This is a genomic window from Paenibacillus sp. NPDC057934, from assembly GCF_042887565.1.
Taxonomy (GTDB): Bacteria; Bacillota; Bacilli; order Paenibacillales; family Paenibacillaceae; genus Paenibacillus_AQ.
In genome coordinates this window covers 152,004-167,996 of the sequence record NZ_JBHVPB010000012.1, presented here as the reverse complement: position 1 = coordinate 167,996, position 15,993 = coordinate 152,004, and the positions used below count along the sequence as shown (strand labels likewise).

Genomic DNA, 15,993 nt, shown 5'->3' with positions numbered 1-15,993 from the left:
ATATGTAATATGGCTGATGCCAATGGTGTCGACTCTATAGAGGAAATTAGACAGGCCAATATATTTTTTTAAGCGGTACCAGCGCCCTTGTATCTGAGTCAAATTGATCATAGTATTGGATTACTAATTCCATTAATAGATTAGAATCCACCAAAGACATGGGAATGTTCGACCTTTCCGCTTCATATTTTGCCTCTTTTGAGAATCCTCCTGTGGATACATAAATTCCTCGGTCTCCCGTCCGTAATCCTCCGGTGAAGCTTCGTATTTCATTAGATCCCATTTGGCCTTTACGATGTTTCACCTCAACTATGATTCTAGGTTCTTCAAGCCCCAGACCATCTGGAGAAGCTTGGATATCTCGTCCCCGATCTGGTCCTTCTGGAGATATCCGTGTTTTATAGCCCATTCCTCTCAGAATGCCAGCCACCAGTTCCTGCATTTGTTTCCAATCCAAATTAGATATTCTATCCTTTATGAACTCATTCGATTTGGCGATTACATCTGCTTTGATAATTTCCAGTTCATCAATTCCCTCTTCCACTTCAGTTCCTGCTGGTTCAGATTGCTGCCCCATATGGCTATATACTTCGGAGCGCACTTCATCAGGAATCAAAATGATTGTCATGATTGACCCTAGTGTATTTCTTGCTCCTGCGGATAAATGATCCCGTAAAACACTCCCCTTCCAGTTGACCTTGCGGAAGTGCGGACTATCGGTAATGAAATCAGGATTATAAACATATTCAGACAAAATACTGCCTATGTAGTAAAGACGTTTTTCAGGATCATAAGTAATGACTTCATCGTTCACTTGAAACTCAGAGGCGAATCTATAAATTTGACCAGCATTAATATTAACAGTTCCTTCTTTATAGTCCGAATAACCAGATCTTAACAATGTTTTCAATTCTTGAAGAGAGGATAGGTTGGACAAATCACCAAGTTCTCCCCAACCAATAGCCACCGCCTGCTTTTCTTTGAACTCATTTAACAAATAAGCTCCCTGACCGGCTCGGACTAGCCACATTCTCTTGCTCATATGCCACCTCTATTGATAGAATTGTTGTTTAGCAACACCGGATTTAAAGCTTCTTCTTCCAATGAAAAGTCGATTTGGTATTTAAAGAGGCTCACATTGTCTACAATGGAAGCTGCATATTTCAACTTATCGTCGATCGTGCCAGCAACAATAATTCCTCTTACCGTTCTTTTAGGAGATAGATTAACTTTAACCCAACCCATATATCTCAGAAGTTGTCCCATTGCGCTATCGACACCTCTACTAAGCTTCAATTCAAGCACAACAAAATCACCATTCTGCTCATCAACTGCCAGAATATCAATCCGTCCCACCCCAGTCTGGTATTCGATCCCATCGTTACCTTGATCGTCAACATATAACCTAAGATTGGAACCAGACACGTTAACCGTGGATAAATTCTTGGCAATAAAGTCACGTAGGTGAGCCTCTAAAGGAAACAGCATATCCACACTTTGAGACATCCCGGTATTTCCAAGGGTTGAGATGATATCAGGGACAAGATGTAGCCCATCTCCCGGCACATGCTCAATAACTAACTGCTCCACTACTAGTTTCCCGTCCTCTTCTTGTCTGATCTCCCAGTTCCCATGAATCTCGGGATTGTAAAGTTCAACCTGCCCACGGCCCGAACTATATAGAAAATCATACTGCGATTCTGCCAGACGAGGTCTGGAATTCTCAGGCCAATTCACTCTGGACTGTTTGTTAACGCAGCAGAGTAATATTGTGCAATTGATTGTATTGTCGTTAACAGCCCCATACTTTTGATTAATGTATCTCTTTATCTCGCCATTCGTTCCTTTACCACCTAACTGTTCGACTGCTTCCTTGACCATCTTCCACGTAGTTGGGTTAGCCACGATCCACTCACCTTTCTAAGACAGAATATGTATAATTTCTTGGCCTTAAGTATAAAGACACATCTCTATAGTACTATTCCAGAGGATGGAAATATAGGGAATTATGGTGGAATACTTTTGAAATAACGTAATGCAACTTAACAAAAAGATCACCCGACTATGAGCAGCAGTCTGATGATCCTTTTGTACTTAAGCTGTATGAACAGCCTCTAATTTTGATGAAAGATTAAATATGCCACATTAAATCCTAGTGAATCGCTTGTTTTCAGTAGAACTGCTTGTTTCGAGGCATTATTCTGCCATAAAAGTAAATACAGACAACGGTTTAACTTCTCCCGCTCCAGCCCGTTCCTTCAACGATCCGATTTGTGACAGCATCAGTTCCTTGAACTTACCCGGAATCTCTGTAATGGCTGAAATTTCCTCCGGGTACATCTCCAAGGTCATTGCCACTTCCCACTCTCCATCCTGCAGGTCAGGGGAATACACCGAAGTCTCCTGTTCAACATGCCAGCCAGCGGATCGGGCGATCTCCTTCAGGTCCAGCGGCGAGAACAGCGTTCTCACATTGGACAGGCTGCTCTGCTTGAAGGCTTCACACTGGGCCTGAATCATGACCGCATTGTAATGGGCGAGCTGTTCAGGAATGGATACACGAATATCCCACTCGGCCAGACATAGCTTTTTACCCCATGGTCTGATTTTGGACAGTGTCTTCCTTAACTGCTCAGCGGATTGAAAGTACCATGCACAATGGGCGAACACGATATAATCGAAAGCCCCTTCCGCAAAATCCACCTCCGGCGACAGAATATCCGTGTCAAATTGGATCTGGATCTGTTTACCAATCTCAGACGCCATGAGCCTGCTACAAGCTTCACCCAAGGTGACCGGCGATCCATAATCGGGGGAAGCAATATCTATCCCGTGAACACGCCCAGAAGCGCCAACGGTATATGCCAGCGACGCAGTCGTATCGCCTTGGCCGCAGCCAATCTCAAGCACCTTGGCACCTTGTGGAATCTCCCAGAATTGAATAAGCTTCAGGCGGTGCGCCGTTTGAATCCTCTGTATGGCGGCACCTTCTCCACTGACTCCCATACTGTCTACAATCGTCTCAATCATCAGTCACCTCTATTGTTAGTTGCAAAAAAAGCTCCGGAAGTCATTCTCCCGACCCCAGAGCCCTCCTGCCTATTCTTCTATCTATCATTAACAGATCCGTTCCGTGGGTTTAATTCGTTCCCTGTGATTCTCTCCCCACAGATTCATCAAATCCATCAGCGGAACTAGACTTTCCCCATAATCGGTTAATGAATATTCCACTTTGGGCGGAATGACCGGATACACCTCGCGCTTAATCAGCCCGTGTGCCTCTAACTCTCTTAGCTGGTAGGTCAGCACTTTCTGTGTGATCCCAGGTATCAGTTGAGCAAATTCACTGAATCGTTTGGTGCCATTGCGCAGATGACAGAGAAGCAATAGCTTCCATTTTCCCTCAATGATTCCAAGCGTTACGTTCGCAGCATAATCACATGCAGTAGGCCACATTCGGCATTACCTCCTTCACTACACTTACTTCAAAGAAACTAACGCGAAATAAAGTGCGTACTTCTCAGAACTCTACCATTCAAGCATAATCAAATACGTTCTTATAATCAACAGCAAGAGAGGAGTACAGCATATGCAAGCAACTACGACTAAAAATGCCCAAGCACCGTATCCCATTGCCATCTATATTTTGATGATCAGTGCGTTTGCTATCGGTACAACTGAGTTTGTAATTATGGGGCTTCTGCCTGACGTAGCCAATGATCTCCATATCTCCATCAGCAAAGCAGGGCTACTAGTGTCAGGGTATGCATTAGGAGTGGCCATTGGCGGGCCGTTACTGACCGCATTAACAGTCCGTCTACCCCGGAAGACACTACTCCTGTCACTAATGGTCCTATTCGTAGGAGCCAACTTGATCAGTATGGTCGCCAGCGATTATACAATTCTGATGATTGCACGTATTCTGTCGGCTGTGGTTCATGGCACGGTATTTGGGATCGGTTCTATCGTTGCTGCCAGTATCGTCAGTCCTGATAAAAAAGCTACTGCGATCGCCATGATGTTCATCGGCGTCACTCTAGCGAACATCCTCGGCGTTCCCTTAGGGACCTGGATCGGGCAAAGTCATGGCTGGCGTTCGACATTCGGGGTCGTGTCTCTGCTGGGTCTGTTCTCGTTGATCACCTTAGCCATATTCGTTCCGAAGCTGAAGAGCTCGGAGACACCAAGTTTTCGAAAAGAAATACGTGTTCTGCGTAATCCTCAGGTTCTACTCACCCTGCTGATGACGGTTTTAGGATTCGGAGGCGTGTTTGTTATTTTCACTTACATCTCCCCCTTCCTGACGGAAATTGCCGGCTTTCAGGAAAACACCGTGACGGTTCTGCTGCTCCTGTTCGGCGTAGGCTTAACCCTTGGGAATATAACAGGTGGAAAATTAGCAGATTGGAAGCTGATGCCGTCCCTGATCGGGATGCTGACCCTTCTTGCTGTTGTGATGACCCTGTTCACTTTCACAAGCCATAACAAAATCGCTACAGTGATCACGATCTTCATCTGGGGATTCGCCGCCTTTGGTACAGTACCCGGGTTCCAGATCCGCGTTCTCGATAAAGCCAGTGCTGCACCTAACCTGGCCTCCGCGCTCAATATCGGTGCTTTTAATCTTGGCGGCGCAGGCGGCGCTTGGCTCGGAGGAATCGTACTGGACAGTCCGCTGGGACTTCGATCCTTGACCTGGGTAGCCGCTTTGGTAACATTGCTGGGGCTATTCGTTACGCTATGGGGGCAACTTGTAGAGAAGACTCGCAACGCTTAACGTTCATACTTATAAGAAGAAAAGCCTCCCTGAGAAGGGAGGCTTGGCATTATAGTTAAACGGAAGGGCCAAGCTGCTGGAGAATCCGTTCCCATCTTCCAGGATGACTCTCGTCCATATGGACTGGCGTGAATCCTAATTTTCGATAGATTTGAATGGCTGGCAATCTGAAATCATCTGTTTCCAAATAGGCAGTTCCCCCGCCCTCTTCTTGCATCTTATGCAGGGCGGCAAGGCTTGCCGCAAATCCCAAGCCTTTTCCGGAATACTCGGGCAGCACACCCACCATATGCAAATACCAGCTGTGGCTTGCTGTCTCCCAGGCAGTAGCTGTAGCGACAGGCTGGTCTCCCTTACAGAGAAATAATAAGCGATCGGAGTAGAGCGGAACTACATCGCCGATTTTATCCGCAAACTTCACGTCTCTTGTAAAAGAATGACGGATGAGATCCTCCCAATTACGTTCATCTCCATGCTGGTAGTGCATCATTCGAAAGCCCGTTGGACATAGAAATGGCGGCAAATCGTCCAACGTCTCCTTCTTCATAATAAGCTTCGACAGTCCTTGTCCCATCGTTACTCCCCCCTCTTCGCCTTAAAATCAGGAAAGGGAATGGCTTGTCCGCCGGCCTTCACCGACTCCATGGATAAGGAGAAGATCGAACTCCAGGTGACCGCATCATACACATCAACCGAAGGCTCCCGGTCCTCCTGGATGGCCGAAATAAATTCCTCCAATACTAGAAAATCACCCCCGCCATGCTTCGTCCCTGCTGCGAATGCTCCCCATTGTTTCCATGTTGGGTGATCGTACTGAGGTTGATAGTTTTGCAGAGGTTCCCACATCTCCGAGCCGTCCTCTACATGCTGAGGCGAACGATTCTTGAACCAGATCAAATCATCCTCCTGCTGATGGCGGCCTGTAATAAAGGCGCCTTCGGTACCTTGCAGCAAATAATGGGTTTTATTGTGAGGCCTTACCGAGGTCCAGTCCACACGCAGTTCGATCAGCACACCCTTCTCGGTCTGCAAAATGGCTACTGCACTATCACCCTGCTGCCAAAATCCGTTCCCCGCAGCCGGATGATCCTTGCCAAAATGCTCGCTAAAATAGCGCTGGAGCGATCTCGATTTAGATACAAAGGTGGATACCTGCTTCAAGCGGTCTCCGCCCTCCTTGTTCAGGTTGATCCACTGCGCAATCGGCCCAATGGAGTGTGTCGGATAGTTAATGCCATTAAATTGTTGATGCAGTTGGCCCCGCCAAGTCAGCGATCCATCCGGATGGTGGATCAAGTGGCGCAGGTCATGAATATACCCGCCCTCCAGGTATGTAATCTCACCGAACATCCCCTGATCCGCCATATGCTTGATCGTCAGATTGGAACGCGAGAAGCAATAATTCTCGGACATCATATATTTAAGTCCTGTTCGCTCTACGGTCTCGATCAGCTCCCAAGCTTCCTCTAACGTTCGGGTAGCAATGACTTCACTGAGTACATGCTTGCCAGCATTCAGTGCGTCAATGGATTGTCTGGCATGGAGATGCATAGGACTTAATATAAAAACAGCATCCACGGATGGGTCTTTCAGCATTTCATGATAATCACGATAGGTACGGATTTCAGGGAATTTCTCCTTCCACTGAAGAAGCACCCATTCATTCAAATCACAGGTAGCGGTCAATTGAATTCGGTCTGAGAGGGCGTATAGGGCGTTCATAAAACTAGCCCCCCGATTTCCACCAACAATTGCTAATTTTACAGGCTTACGGCTCATTTCGGCGCAACTCCTTTACGGGCTGTTTGGGCATTGATGAAAAGTTCCAGCGCTGGCGGATCACCTTCACAGCTGGGATGTCTCTCATAATCGTACATGTGCGGGGTAAAGACTGACGCCCAGTTGGAAAAGGCATCGCTGGCGAAGCTGATCGTTTCCACGCTGACTTCCTGGTCAAGAATGCTCACCATTCGAACCGAGGGTACATCCGGCACAGCTGCCGTCTGAATGAAGTGCCAGTGTTCTCGGTGGACGATGGAATTCACATGATTATGTCCGTTAAAATAAAATCCGGCTCCCTGCCACTGTTCAAGTAGCGGCCAGATCGTGAGGTCAGGGTCCAGGGACATCATGCTTTCGGTAGATCTCGCAGTTGTGGCATAAAGCGGATGATGACCGATCACGATCAGCGGCTTGTCCGGGTCCTGTCTCAATTGGTTGTGCAACCAGTCCAACTGTTCCTCGTCAATGGTGCCGCTCCAATCCTCACGGATCTCACGAGCAGTATCCAGCAATATAATTCGTGCGTCATGCTCCTCGATCACTTCATATCGCTTCAGCTCGGTTAGCGCAAGAATATCGCTCTTCGGATGAGTATACGTATCATGATTGCCCAGCACATGAAGAAAACGGCCGCGGAGTCCACGCTTCTCAATGTGCTGCATGACATACGTGAATTCGGCGGCTTCTCCCGCATGTGTTAAATCACCAATCGAAATATAATAATCAGCGTCCAGGGATAAGAATAAGTCCATGAAACGTTCATAATAAGCATCACGGGCAGCGGCTATCGAAGGTTCATCGCTGGTCAGTACATCCGGGTAATGCAAATCTCCAATTATAGCTAACTTCAATTGTAGTCCCCCTTAGCCTTTGATACCTGAGTGCATAAAACTGCCGATCACCTTACGCTGGAACAATAAGAACCCTATCATAAGAGGTGCCGAAACAATTAGCGTCGCCGCGCTGACATCACTCCATTGTGCCCCTGACTCCGTAGACTTCGCGAACATCGCCAGACCTACGGTCAACAGCCGGTTCTCTTCGGAATTGGTCACGATCAGCGGCCATAAGAAATCATTCCAGTGGAAGCTGAAAGAGACGATTGCGAACGATACATAGACCGGCCGGGATAACGGAACATAAATTTGCGCCAGGATGCGCAGACGGGAAGCCCCTTCTACTCGCGCAGCTTCTTCCAGTTCATACGGCAATTGCTTGAAAGATTGCCGAAGCAGAAAGACTCCGAAGGCCGATGCGAAGTAAGGTAGCATAATACCGATCTTGGTATCCAGCAAACCCATGTCACTTAAAATCTGGTAGTTAGAGAAGATTAGAACATCGGGCGGTACCATGATTTGCACCAAAAATAACATAAACACTAACTCTCTCCCCACGAAGCGCACCCGCGCGAATGCGTAGGCAGCCATCGTGAGCGTAACAAGCTGAACAGCGAGAACGCCAGTACATACTAATAACGTATTTAAAAAGAATTGCCCAAAGGGTGCCGCCTGCCACACACGGGTGAGGTTATCGAGCGTCCATCCCCATGACCAACCTGTATCCACAGCAGAGGCTTTGGGCAAAAAGGCAGTTCTGGCCACCCATAAAAAAGGGATGATCCAGAGCGCCACTACACCGAAGCCGATCCCATGCCACAGCACTTGAAGAAGTCTTCGACCGATCCGTCGATTCCGGTGCGTAGCCCGCTCTTCTTCTGCAAACCTGCTTTTCTTCTGCCCTGGCAGAAGCGACAGCTTTAATGGATTGTCCATGAGCCCCGTCCTATTCGTAATGAATTTTACGATCCCACCCAAAGAACTGGATGGAAGATATAATGAGCAGCAGACCGATCATCACAACGGTCATCGCAGCAGCCATTCCCTGATCGTAGAAGTTAAAGGTGTTCTCGTAGATATAGTACAATAGCAAGTTACTGGAATTGTTAGGACCACCCTTGGTCATAATCCATAGATGATCGACCAGCTTGAAGGAATTGGTGATCGCGACCACCATGACGAACAACGTGGTTGGCATCGTAAGCGGGATGGTAATCCTCCGTATAGAGGTGAATGTACCGACACCGCTGACCGCTGCGGCTTCATACAGATCTTTAGGAATCTGCTGCATCCCCGCCAAGTAGAAAATCATGAAGTAGCCAGCTTCCTTCCAGACCATCATGACAATAAGCGCCCCCATTACGGTATCGGGGTTCCCCAGCAGATTGACCGGCTGATCCGTGATCCAAGCGGCAAACCTGGCGAACAACCCGAAATGCGGCGTATACAGAAACAACCAAATGTTCGCCACGGCGATCATTGGAATCATATTCGGATAAAAAAAAGCAAGGCGGGCAACCCCGCGTCCCTTAATCGCCTTGTCGGCAAAGAGCGCCATAACAAAAGCGAGTCCTACTGAAACGGGAACCGTTCCGACAGCAAACCAAATATTATTTGCCACCACTTTTCGAAACACCTGATCTTGAAGCAAGTTAATATAATTCCCCAATCCGACGAACACAGGTTCAGGGGTCGCCAGATTCTTTTCATATAAACTAAGCCACACGGATTTCAACATCGGGTAATAGGTAAACAAACAGAGAAACAGTAGTGAGGGCAACACTAGCCCCCAGCCAAAACTATTTCGTTTAAGCTTTTCACTCCATCCGGCAAGCATGCCTTTCCGTCCTTTCTGCCACGGGCTCTGGATCGTTCCATTTCACGGTATAGAATGGAGTACGCTGGGGACAGAGACCCTCCCGGCGTACTCCAAAATAACTCTTTCTTATCCGTTGCCTTTGTTACTTATTGAACGGGGCAAGCGCCTGATCGGCTTCTTCCTGCGCTTTCTGCAGTGCACCAGCAGCATCCACTTGTCCAGCTAAAGCGGCTTGAATCTGATTCGTGATCGCCGTCGACACTTTACCGTGGTTATGCGTAGACAATTCTCTAAACGCATACTCCAGTTGATCGCGTGCAACAAGTGCTTGCGGGAAATCCGTTGTATATTTCTTCATGGCTTCTGTATCATAAGCTGATTTGCGTACGCCTACATAGCCGGAGGAGCTGCTGAACAGTGCAGCCTGTTCTGGAGCAGTCATATACTTAGCAAATTCCCAAGCTGCTGCTTGCTTCTCAGGCGAAGTGTCTTTAAAGATGTACAGGTTTCCGCCGCCCGTAGGTGATCCGAATTGTTTCTGTGCAGGCGGGAAAGCCACACCGAAATCGAATTTAGCATTTGTTCTGACATTCGTCAGGTTGCCACTTGTGTGCATCATCATTGCCGTCTTGCCTTGAATAAAGTCAGTAGGCACGGTAGCCCAGTCAATCACACCTTCTGGCATTACTTTGTCTTTGTGGGACAGATCCAGCCAGAACTGCAGGGCTTCCACATTCTCAGGGGTGTTGAACATCGCTTTTTTACCGTCATCGGACATGATGTTTTGCTTAGGATCTGTGGCATTTTGCCGGGCGAGCATTTGGAACATCCAGTAGGAGTCGTCATTACCCGGGATTTCCAGGCCAGCATGACCGTCTTTGTTCAGCTTTCCGGCATAGGATACAAGTTCAGCCCAGGTTGTCGGCGGCTTTTCAGGATCTAAGCCTGCTTCCTTGAACATCTCTTTGTTGTAGTACATGACAATTGTGCTTCTTTGAAACGGAAGACTGTAGGTTTTACCTTCAGTTTGCGTATCTTCCATAAAGGCAGGGTAGAAATCATCCATATTAACGTCTGTATCCTTGGCGATCCATTCATCCAGTGGAACAATAGCATTCATATCGAGCATACTGTACAATTCCGTAGACATCATCACGGCTACATCTGGCGGCTGCTTGGCCTGAACACCGGCTTGAATTTTCACTGTATTATCACCATAATTGCCGGTATATACAGGATTCACTTTAATCCCAGGGTGCGTCTCCATGAAAGATTTGGCCATAGTATCAATGACTTTGGTCAGTGGACCACCGACGTTAACCGGATAATAGAAGGTAATTTCTACGTTCTGTGTGCTTGGTGCTTCAGTGGCCTCTGCACTTGCAGCAGGCTTCGCAGTAGGGTCTGCAGCAGCTTCTGTAACACTATTATTATTAGATTGACCACAGCCTGTGGCCAGTAGAGTACATCCCATCAAGAACAACATCAGTTTCGATTGCTTCATCATTTCTGTAGGCTCCTTTGTTAAGCTTCGTTTGGATTTAGAAAGAATAGTGACGGAAGTTTACGGTAACACGGTTGGAACCTACATCGAGAATGTGAAGCTGGGCTCCATCGGCCGTCGGCAGCACTGCAATGCCCTGGGCTTCGGTACCACTAGGCAAATTGCGATCTAGTGCAACTGACACATTGCCGTTATCCACATCGACTCGATAGAGGGTTTGAGTCTTATTATCTGAAGAAGCATAGAGATATCCGTTATACATCGCAGCACCTTGAACCCGGTCAATGCTTTGACTAAGCGGAACCGTCTTAATCAGGTGCATGTCATCAAGACTGAACACATTTAACACATCAGCATTGTTCCATTTCGCCGTATATACCTGCCCGCGGGCAGCATCCACAGCAACCCATGGAACACCTCCAGGATGGAGATCTAGCGGCAGCGCGTAAGAAGTTCCGGTATACTGCAAGGTATTGGCATCAAAAAGGGCGATATACGGATGTTCGTATTTTTTCCCATCTTCAATGGGAACGTAGAGCTTCCCGTTGTAGTAGGAAATATCCCCGATGTGATCACCGCCAAGTGCGGTCAGGTGGGGTGGAATCGCCAAAGGATTTCGTGCGATTACCGTCTTGCCGTCCAGTGCTGTACGAAGCAGGCCATAAGGTGAGCTGAAAATCCATGCGTTCCCATCCGTCGTTACCCCTTGCCCCCGTTCCAGGGCATCTAGCAGCCAGAAAGTTTGCTTGGACACTTCATGCCAGGGTTCAGCAGCTGCCGTAATTGCAAAATCACTTCCCAGAGTTTCCGTTTCTACTGGATCTGCAAGTACTGAAGACATAGACACTGAACTGGACACCACTACTCCCGCAACAACCAGACCCCAAAACCTCGCAACTTTCATGTTCTTCTCTCCTCCTAGTGTTATCTTGGCCCAGCATGTCCTTACGCCTGACCTTAATCTCATTCTAGGGCTGATCTATCCCCCTCCTATTGAACAAAATACTTCTTTCCTTGAATAAAACTCTCATTTGCATATTTATTCCGACATAGAACCGGGTTTAGCTGAAATTTGATACGCATACAGCTTCGGAGTTAATCCAGTCTCCCGTTTAAAGACTCTCGTAAAATGCCCTTGGTCGGCAAATCCGACTTGAGCAGCAATTTCCTTCAAACCTACCTTGCCTGATCGGATCAGGAATTTAGAGCGTTCAATACGGAGGCGGATTAAATAGTGATGGGGAGTAAAGCCAGTCTGCTGTTTGAAGACACGGATAAAGTGGGACTGACTCATATTGGCCTTCGCGGCTAGTTCAGTCAGCGGAGCATCTTCTTCCAGGTTCTCTCGCATGTATTGGATTACGCGGAAAATCTCCTGGTTCGCAAGCGTTTTGCCGCTAGAATGTTGGGGAATGACAGAGGAGTAGTGCTGTAGTAAATGAATGATTAACATATTCGACAATGAATCGCTGTATATTTTCCCCTTCGCTCCGCCATTCTGCAATTCTTCCAGCATCCAGAGCCCTAACTGTAGGAGCTTGGAATCTTTGACATGGAATTTACGGTCTAATTGAATGTGGCCTTCCGTCAAAAATCCGGATTCGCGGGCGACCTCTTCAATCACAGAAGGAGTAATCTCAATATTCAGGAAGTATAACGACGTCTTGCCCCAAGGGCAGAGGAGACTTTCGTTGCATGGGGTAATGTGAATCGTATAATAATTTTCGTAATACGCTGTACAATGGATTCCTACCAAATACTTGGGCTCCGGCGAGGGACTAAACGCTTGCTGTGGACTGTACCATTGTGAGACCTTGAGCTTATCCCAACCTAGGTTGTCACTTGCCAGAACAGGCTGAGATGTCGTGGAGACCGTTTCTGTAAAATTTTTCATAGCCATCACCCCTTGTCCCCCCAATCTATCAGCCATATATGCGCGCCGCGTCAATGAGTTGTAAAACATTTGTAAACTCATTCCTCCTTACGATCAAGAATTCGGGAACAGGATTATACATTGAACTGGTCTTTAGCCAAATATAAAAAGACAGCAGGTCTCCGTTATCGGGACTCGCTGTCTTTTTGGTTTTATGGATTTTCAGCTAGCTTCAGCCAATCATGAACTAACTGATTAGAACACTAACTTCCATCCTGCTTCATAGGGTAGTGTTCTCCACTTATTCAAAATCAGTTCGGAAGCTGATGTTCTTGTTCGCTTCCAGTTCTTCACGCAGTTGATCCAGCTTCTCGGATGCTCTCCGGTAAGCATCACTGCCCAGGAACAATTGAGCCGGAGGGTTCGACGATTCCGCCAGATCAATGAACACCTCTGCCGCTTTGTCAGGATCACCAAGCTGCTTGCCATCTGCCGCTACGAACTGATTGTGCCCAGCATGAAGCTCGCTGTAATCCTCAATTTTATTGGCAGACAGAACCAGGGAATCCGCCTTATTGAATTCCGTTCTGAAGCCTCCGGGGGCTACTGCCGTCACTTTGATCCCCAGAGATTGCATATCCTGGGCAAGCACTTCCGTCAATCCCATTAGCGAGAACTTCGTCGCCGCATACACACTCCAGCCCATATGCGGAGCGAAGCCCGCGATAGATGCGATATTGAAAATGTGGCCTGAACGCTGTTTCCGCATATACGGCAGCACACTTTGAATGACATGGATCGGGCCAAACACATTCACTTCAAAGTTGGCCATGATCTCCTTCTGCGACAGCTCCTCGGTTGCACCGCCGATGCCATATCCTGCATTGTTAACGACCACATCTATTTGCCCGAACTGCTCATACGTCTTGTTCACGGATGCCTGAATTGACTCGGCCTGGGTCAGATCAACCGCGAGCGGCAAGAACTGGCCTTCTGGCGCCTCACCCACGGCTTGCTTTAAATCTTCTATATTACGTGAGGTTGCAGCAACTCTATACCCGCTACCAATCAATTTTTTCACCAAGGACAGTCCCAGTCCTTTCGAAGCACCGGTCACGTACCATACTTTAGCATGTTGCATATTTTCCCCTCCAATGGATAATCACTACTGTGTAATAGGCGATTGCCGCAGGTCTGTTGGAACATCCTTATTATGCTCCTGCCAGGCTAAATTCGGTTAGAATATTAATCTCACGTTCTTGCCTATTATTCTCACCCTGCTTAACAAACACAGCTCAAGAATCTATAATGAAACACAGTAACGGGAGGGATGCACATGCTGGATGATGCTCAAAAAATATACTATAAACAGCTCGAGCTGGCGGGGCTCGTCGAGAAGTTCTCCGGTGCAGATGGCGACCATGCTACCCTTATTCCCTCACTGCATCTGGTTCGCGATTCCCACTCCGAGGTTCCGATCTGCAGAATTCAAAAACCATCGCTGTGCATCGTTGCCCAAGGTGAGAAGGTCATCATGCTCGCCGATGAGCGCTACCGATACGGGGTATCTGACTACCTCGCGGTCTCTCTGGATGTGCCGATAACCGGCCGGGCTACTCAGCCCTCTCCTGAATCCCCTTACTTAGCGATTCGTCTGGATTTAGAGGCCAGCCAACTCTTTCAGATCATGAAGGAAACGGACCTGCTTCCCGAGAGCACCAATAGATACCATAGGGGGCTATTCGTAGGCAAAATGAATAATGCTCTCCTCGATGCAGCCGTCAGACTGGTAGGCCTGTTAGAAACTCCGCAGGACATTCCGGCACTGGCGCCCCTTGTCATACGGGAGATGATATACAGACTTCTTAGCGATGAGCAAGGGGATGTGCTCAAGCAGATTGCCATGGCGGGAAGCAATTACGCCACCATCGCAGAGGTGGTCGAACGGATCAAGAGGGATTACAACCAGCCGCTGCGCATCGAAGAATTAGCTACGCTAGCGAACATGAGCTCCGCCTCGTTATATCGCCACTTCAAAGAAGTGACCGCCATGACTCCAGTCCAGTATCAGAAGCAGATTCGACTGCAGGAAGCACGCCGCCGCCTGTTAACCGAATCTCCCCATGTGGCAGATATTGCGTTCGAGGTAGGCTATGAGAGCCCTTCCCAATTCAGCCGGGAATATGCGCGCCTGTTCGGCTTCTCTCCGGTGAGCGATATCAAGCGGTTCAGCTAATAAGATCGACCACCTCGAACAGAAAGGATCGGCCGCTCAAGTATTCCCTAATATATGCTTGGGCATAGGGTTGCTCCTCAATCAGACTTGCTGTCTCCAGTGGATTAGAGGCATGATGAGCATAATTTCCGATCATAACCATGATGAAAAAGCATTCCAGCTCGCGGACATGGTCCCCCTCCAGCTTCCTTACGCCCTCATATCCCTGGATGAACATCCAGCGGTGTTTCGGCCAAAGCCCCAACATCGCCCCTGCCATATCGTAAAGATAATAGCCATAGCCACATCTGCCAAAATCAATGGGGTAGGGCTCATCCTCCAGAATAACGATATTACCGCTGTGCAAATCACCATGAATAAGACCGTGGTTACGATCGTTGCAGGGCATTCTTTCGAGTTGTAAGCACACTTTTTCAGCCGCCGCCTGATAGGACTTCCAATTCTCCTCCGACAAAAACACGGAATAATGCTGTTCCAGCTTAGCCAATTCAGAACGGAAACTATCAGCACCCCACACAGGACGCGTAAAATCTGCTGGCGGGTCAAACTTCACAGTGGCTTCATGAAGCCTGCCCATGAGCACCCCCATTTTATAAACCAAGCTGTCTGTAAAATCACCTTCTACGTGGCTACCCTCTACCCAACGCATCATGGTCACATAATAGGGACGACGGTGATCACCAGCCACCTCAATATCCAATACATACGAGCCATCACGACTTGCGATCCCTTCCGGGACCGTCAGATCACCGCCTGAATGAAGGGCCTGTAGCAGCGTTAGCTCGGATTGAATTTGCTCTTTGCTCAGAAGGTCCGAATGTATACGCAGTAAATAATGGCCCGTGGATTCCGTCTCTATTTTATACGTGATGGTGTCCGATAGCTGAATAAACTCGATACGCTCCCATTCGATATCGTAGTGCATAAGTGCCGACAGAACTATCGTCCTGGCTCTGTTCAGCAAAGAACGTCTATGTTGCGCTGTGTCATACTTGAAAAAGTTATCCATCCATGTCCTCCCTGTGTGGTATGTCGGGGATGGTTAACGCCGTCCCTGTTCTGTGGTCATTATAGCAATGACGGGTCACCCGGAAATATACAATAAATGATTAAAAACTGTATTCTACACAGCAAAAAGCCACATCAGAATAAGATCCAATGCGACT

At 47.9% G+C, this 15,993-nt stretch carries 16 protein-coding genes; 2 read left to right on the top strand and 14 right to left on the bottom strand.

Annotated elements, in window-relative coordinates; all coding sequences use genetic code 11:
* Positions 1-46: 46 nt before the first annotated feature.
* From ACFVRY_RS25340 to ACFVRY_RS25325, 4 genes are all read right to left on the bottom strand, one after another.
* Entirely contained in the window at positions 47-1,042 is a 996-nt protein-coding gene (locus tag ACFVRY_RS25340) for a restriction endonuclease (protein ID WP_387503048.1), read from the bottom strand.
* The gene (locus tag ACFVRY_RS25335; RefSeq protein WP_387503047.1) at positions 1,039-1,905 is read right to left on the bottom strand and encodes an endonuclease NucS domain-containing protein; all 867 of its coding nucleotides are present in this window, start codon (positions 1,903-1,905) and stop codon (positions 1,039-1,041) included. The genes ACFVRY_RS25340 and ACFVRY_RS25335 overlap by 4 nt, the downstream gene beginning before the upstream one ends.
* Positions 1,906-2,196: 291 nt before the next feature.
* Positions 2,197-3,030: a class I SAM-dependent methyltransferase gene (locus ACFVRY_RS25330; protein ID WP_387503046.1), complete on the bottom strand. Its 834-nt coding sequence runs from the start codon at positions 3,028-3,030 to the stop codon at positions 2,197-2,199.
* 87 nt (positions 3,031-3,117) lie between these two features.
* A complete protein-coding gene (locus tag ACFVRY_RS25325; RefSeq protein WP_387503045.1) occupies positions 3,118-3,456 on the bottom strand; it encodes a winged helix-turn-helix transcriptional regulator in 339 nt (112 codons plus the stop codon).
* Positions 3,457-3,589: 133 nt separating this feature from the next.
* Here ACFVRY_RS25325 and ACFVRY_RS25320 point away from each other — a divergent pair, with 133 nt between their 5' ends.
* Positions 3,590-4,777 (top strand): MFS transporter, encoded by a 1,188-nt coding sequence (locus ACFVRY_RS25320; protein ID WP_387503044.1) that lies wholly within the window; start codon positions 3,590-3,592, stop codon positions 4,775-4,777.
* A gap of 55 nt (positions 4,778-4,832) precedes the next feature.
* On the opposite strand, the gene ACFVRY_RS25315 is transcribed toward ACFVRY_RS25320, so the two are convergent.
* The 9 genes from ACFVRY_RS25315 to ACFVRY_RS25275 all read right to left on the bottom strand — a co-directional run bounded on the left by ACFVRY_RS25315 (position 4,833) and on the right by ACFVRY_RS25275 (position 13,732).
* Positions 4,833-5,351 (bottom strand): GNAT family N-acetyltransferase, encoded by a 519-nt coding sequence (locus ACFVRY_RS25315; RefSeq protein ID WP_387503043.1) that lies wholly within the window; start codon positions 5,349-5,351, stop codon positions 4,833-4,835.
* Between the two features lie 2 nt (positions 5,352-5,353).
* A complete protein-coding gene (locus ACFVRY_RS25310) occupies positions 5,354-6,556 on the bottom strand; it encodes a Gfo/Idh/MocA family protein (protein ID WP_387503042.1) in 1,203 nt (400 codons plus the stop codon).
* Complete coding sequence (locus ACFVRY_RS25305; protein WP_387503041.1) at positions 6,553-7,410, bottom strand: metallophosphoesterase family protein; 858 nt, start codon at positions 7,408-7,410, stop codon at positions 6,553-6,555. The genes ACFVRY_RS25310 and ACFVRY_RS25305 overlap by 4 nt, the downstream gene beginning before the upstream one ends.
* A gap of 12 nt (positions 7,411-7,422) precedes the next feature.
* Positions 7,423-8,331, bottom strand: coding sequence for a carbohydrate ABC transporter permease (locus tag ACFVRY_RS25300; protein ID WP_387503040.1), 909 nt, complete (start codon positions 8,329-8,331; stop codon positions 7,423-7,425).
* Between the two features lie 10 nt (positions 8,332-8,341).
* Positions 8,342-9,232 (bottom strand): carbohydrate ABC transporter permease, encoded by an 891-nt coding sequence (locus ACFVRY_RS25295; RefSeq protein ID WP_387503039.1) that lies wholly within the window; start codon positions 9,230-9,232, stop codon positions 8,342-8,344.
* Positions 9,233-9,356: 124 nt separating this feature from the next.
* A complete protein-coding gene (locus ACFVRY_RS25290; RefSeq protein WP_387503038.1) occupies positions 9,357-10,721 on the bottom strand; it encodes an ABC transporter substrate-binding protein in 1,365 nt (454 codons plus the stop codon).
* A 34-nt stretch (positions 10,722-10,755) separates the two neighbouring features.
* On the bottom strand, positions 10,756-11,622 hold the full coding sequence (locus ACFVRY_RS25285; RefSeq protein WP_387503037.1) for a DUF6923 family protein: 867 nt from the start codon (positions 11,620-11,622) through the stop codon (positions 10,756-10,758).
* 135 nt (positions 11,623-11,757) lie between these two features.
* The gene (locus ACFVRY_RS25280) at positions 11,758-12,612 is read right to left on the bottom strand and encodes an AraC family transcriptional regulator (RefSeq protein ID WP_379467684.1); all 855 of its coding nucleotides are present in this window, start codon (positions 12,610-12,612) and stop codon (positions 11,758-11,760) included.
* Between the two features lie 280 nt (positions 12,613-12,892).
* Positions 12,893-13,732, bottom strand: coding sequence for an SDR family NAD(P)-dependent oxidoreductase (locus ACFVRY_RS25275; protein ID WP_387503036.1), 840 nt, complete (start codon positions 13,730-13,732; stop codon positions 12,893-12,895).
* A gap of 195 nt (positions 13,733-13,927) precedes the next feature.
* On the opposite strand from ACFVRY_RS25275, the gene ACFVRY_RS25270 reads away from it, so the two are divergent.
* Entirely contained in the window at positions 13,928-14,827 is a 900-nt protein-coding gene (locus ACFVRY_RS25270) for an AraC family transcriptional regulator (protein WP_387503035.1), read from the top strand.
* Here ACFVRY_RS25270 and ACFVRY_RS25265 read toward each other — a convergent pair.
* Positions 14,820-15,836, bottom strand: a complete 1,017-nt coding sequence (locus ACFVRY_RS25265) for a phosphotransferase enzyme family protein (protein WP_387503034.1) — start codon at positions 15,834-15,836, stop codon at positions 14,820-14,822. The genes ACFVRY_RS25270 and ACFVRY_RS25265 overlap by 8 nt on opposite strands.
* Positions 15,837-15,993: the final 157 nt, after the last annotated feature.

Excerpts from the sequence above, each read along its gene's own strand:
- ACFVRY_RS25320 (WP_387503044.1), top strand. The coding sequence starts at position 3,590 with ATGCAAGCAACTACGACTAAAAATGCCCAAGCACCGTATCCCATTGCC.
- ACFVRY_RS25290 (WP_387503038.1), bottom strand. The coding sequence starts at position 10,721 with ATGATGAAGCAATCGAAACTGATGTTGTTCTTGATGGGATGTACTCTA.
- ACFVRY_RS25325 (WP_387503045.1), bottom strand. The coding sequence starts at position 3,456 with ATGTGGCCTACTGCATGTGATTATGCTGCGAACGTAACGCTTGGAATC.
- ACFVRY_RS25315 (WP_387503043.1), bottom strand. The coding sequence starts at position 5,351 with ATGGGACAAGGACTGTCGAAGCTTATTATGAAGAAGGAGACGTTGGAC.
- ACFVRY_RS25295 (WP_387503039.1), bottom strand. The coding sequence starts at position 9,232 with ATGCTTGCCGGATGGAGTGAAAAGCTTAAACGAAATAGTTTTGGCTGG.
- ACFVRY_RS25285 (WP_387503037.1), bottom strand. The coding sequence starts at position 11,622 with ATGAAAGTTGCGAGGTTTTGGGGTCTGGTTGTTGCGGGAGTAGTGGTG.
- ACFVRY_RS25275 (WP_387503036.1), bottom strand. The coding sequence starts at position 13,732 with ATGCAACATGCTAAAGTATGGTACGTGACCGGTGCTTCGAAAGGACTG.
- ACFVRY_RS25280 (WP_379467684.1), bottom strand. The coding sequence starts at position 12,612 with ATGAAAAATTTTACAGAAACGGTCTCCACGACATCTCAGCCTGTTCTG.
- ACFVRY_RS25340 (WP_387503048.1), bottom strand. The coding sequence starts at position 1,042 with ATGAGCAAGAGAATGTGGCTAGTCCGAGCCGGTCAGGGAGCTTATTTG.
- ACFVRY_RS25300 (WP_387503040.1), bottom strand. The coding sequence starts at position 8,331 with ATGGACAATCCATTAAAGCTGTCGCTTCTGCCAGGGCAGAAGAAAAGC.
- ACFVRY_RS25270 (WP_387503035.1), top strand. The coding sequence starts at position 13,928 with ATGCTGGATGATGCTCAAAAAATATACTATAAACAGCTCGAGCTGGCG.
- ACFVRY_RS25265 (WP_387503034.1), bottom strand. The coding sequence starts at position 15,836 with ATGGATAACTTTTTCAAGTATGACACAGCGCAACATAGACGTTCTTTG.
- ACFVRY_RS25330 (WP_387503046.1), bottom strand. The coding sequence starts at position 3,030 with ATGATTGAGACGATTGTAGACAGTATGGGAGTCAGTGGAGAAGGTGCC.
- ACFVRY_RS25310 (WP_387503042.1), bottom strand. The coding sequence starts at position 6,556 with ATGAGCCGTAAGCCTGTAAAATTAGCAATTGTTGGTGGAAATCGGGGG.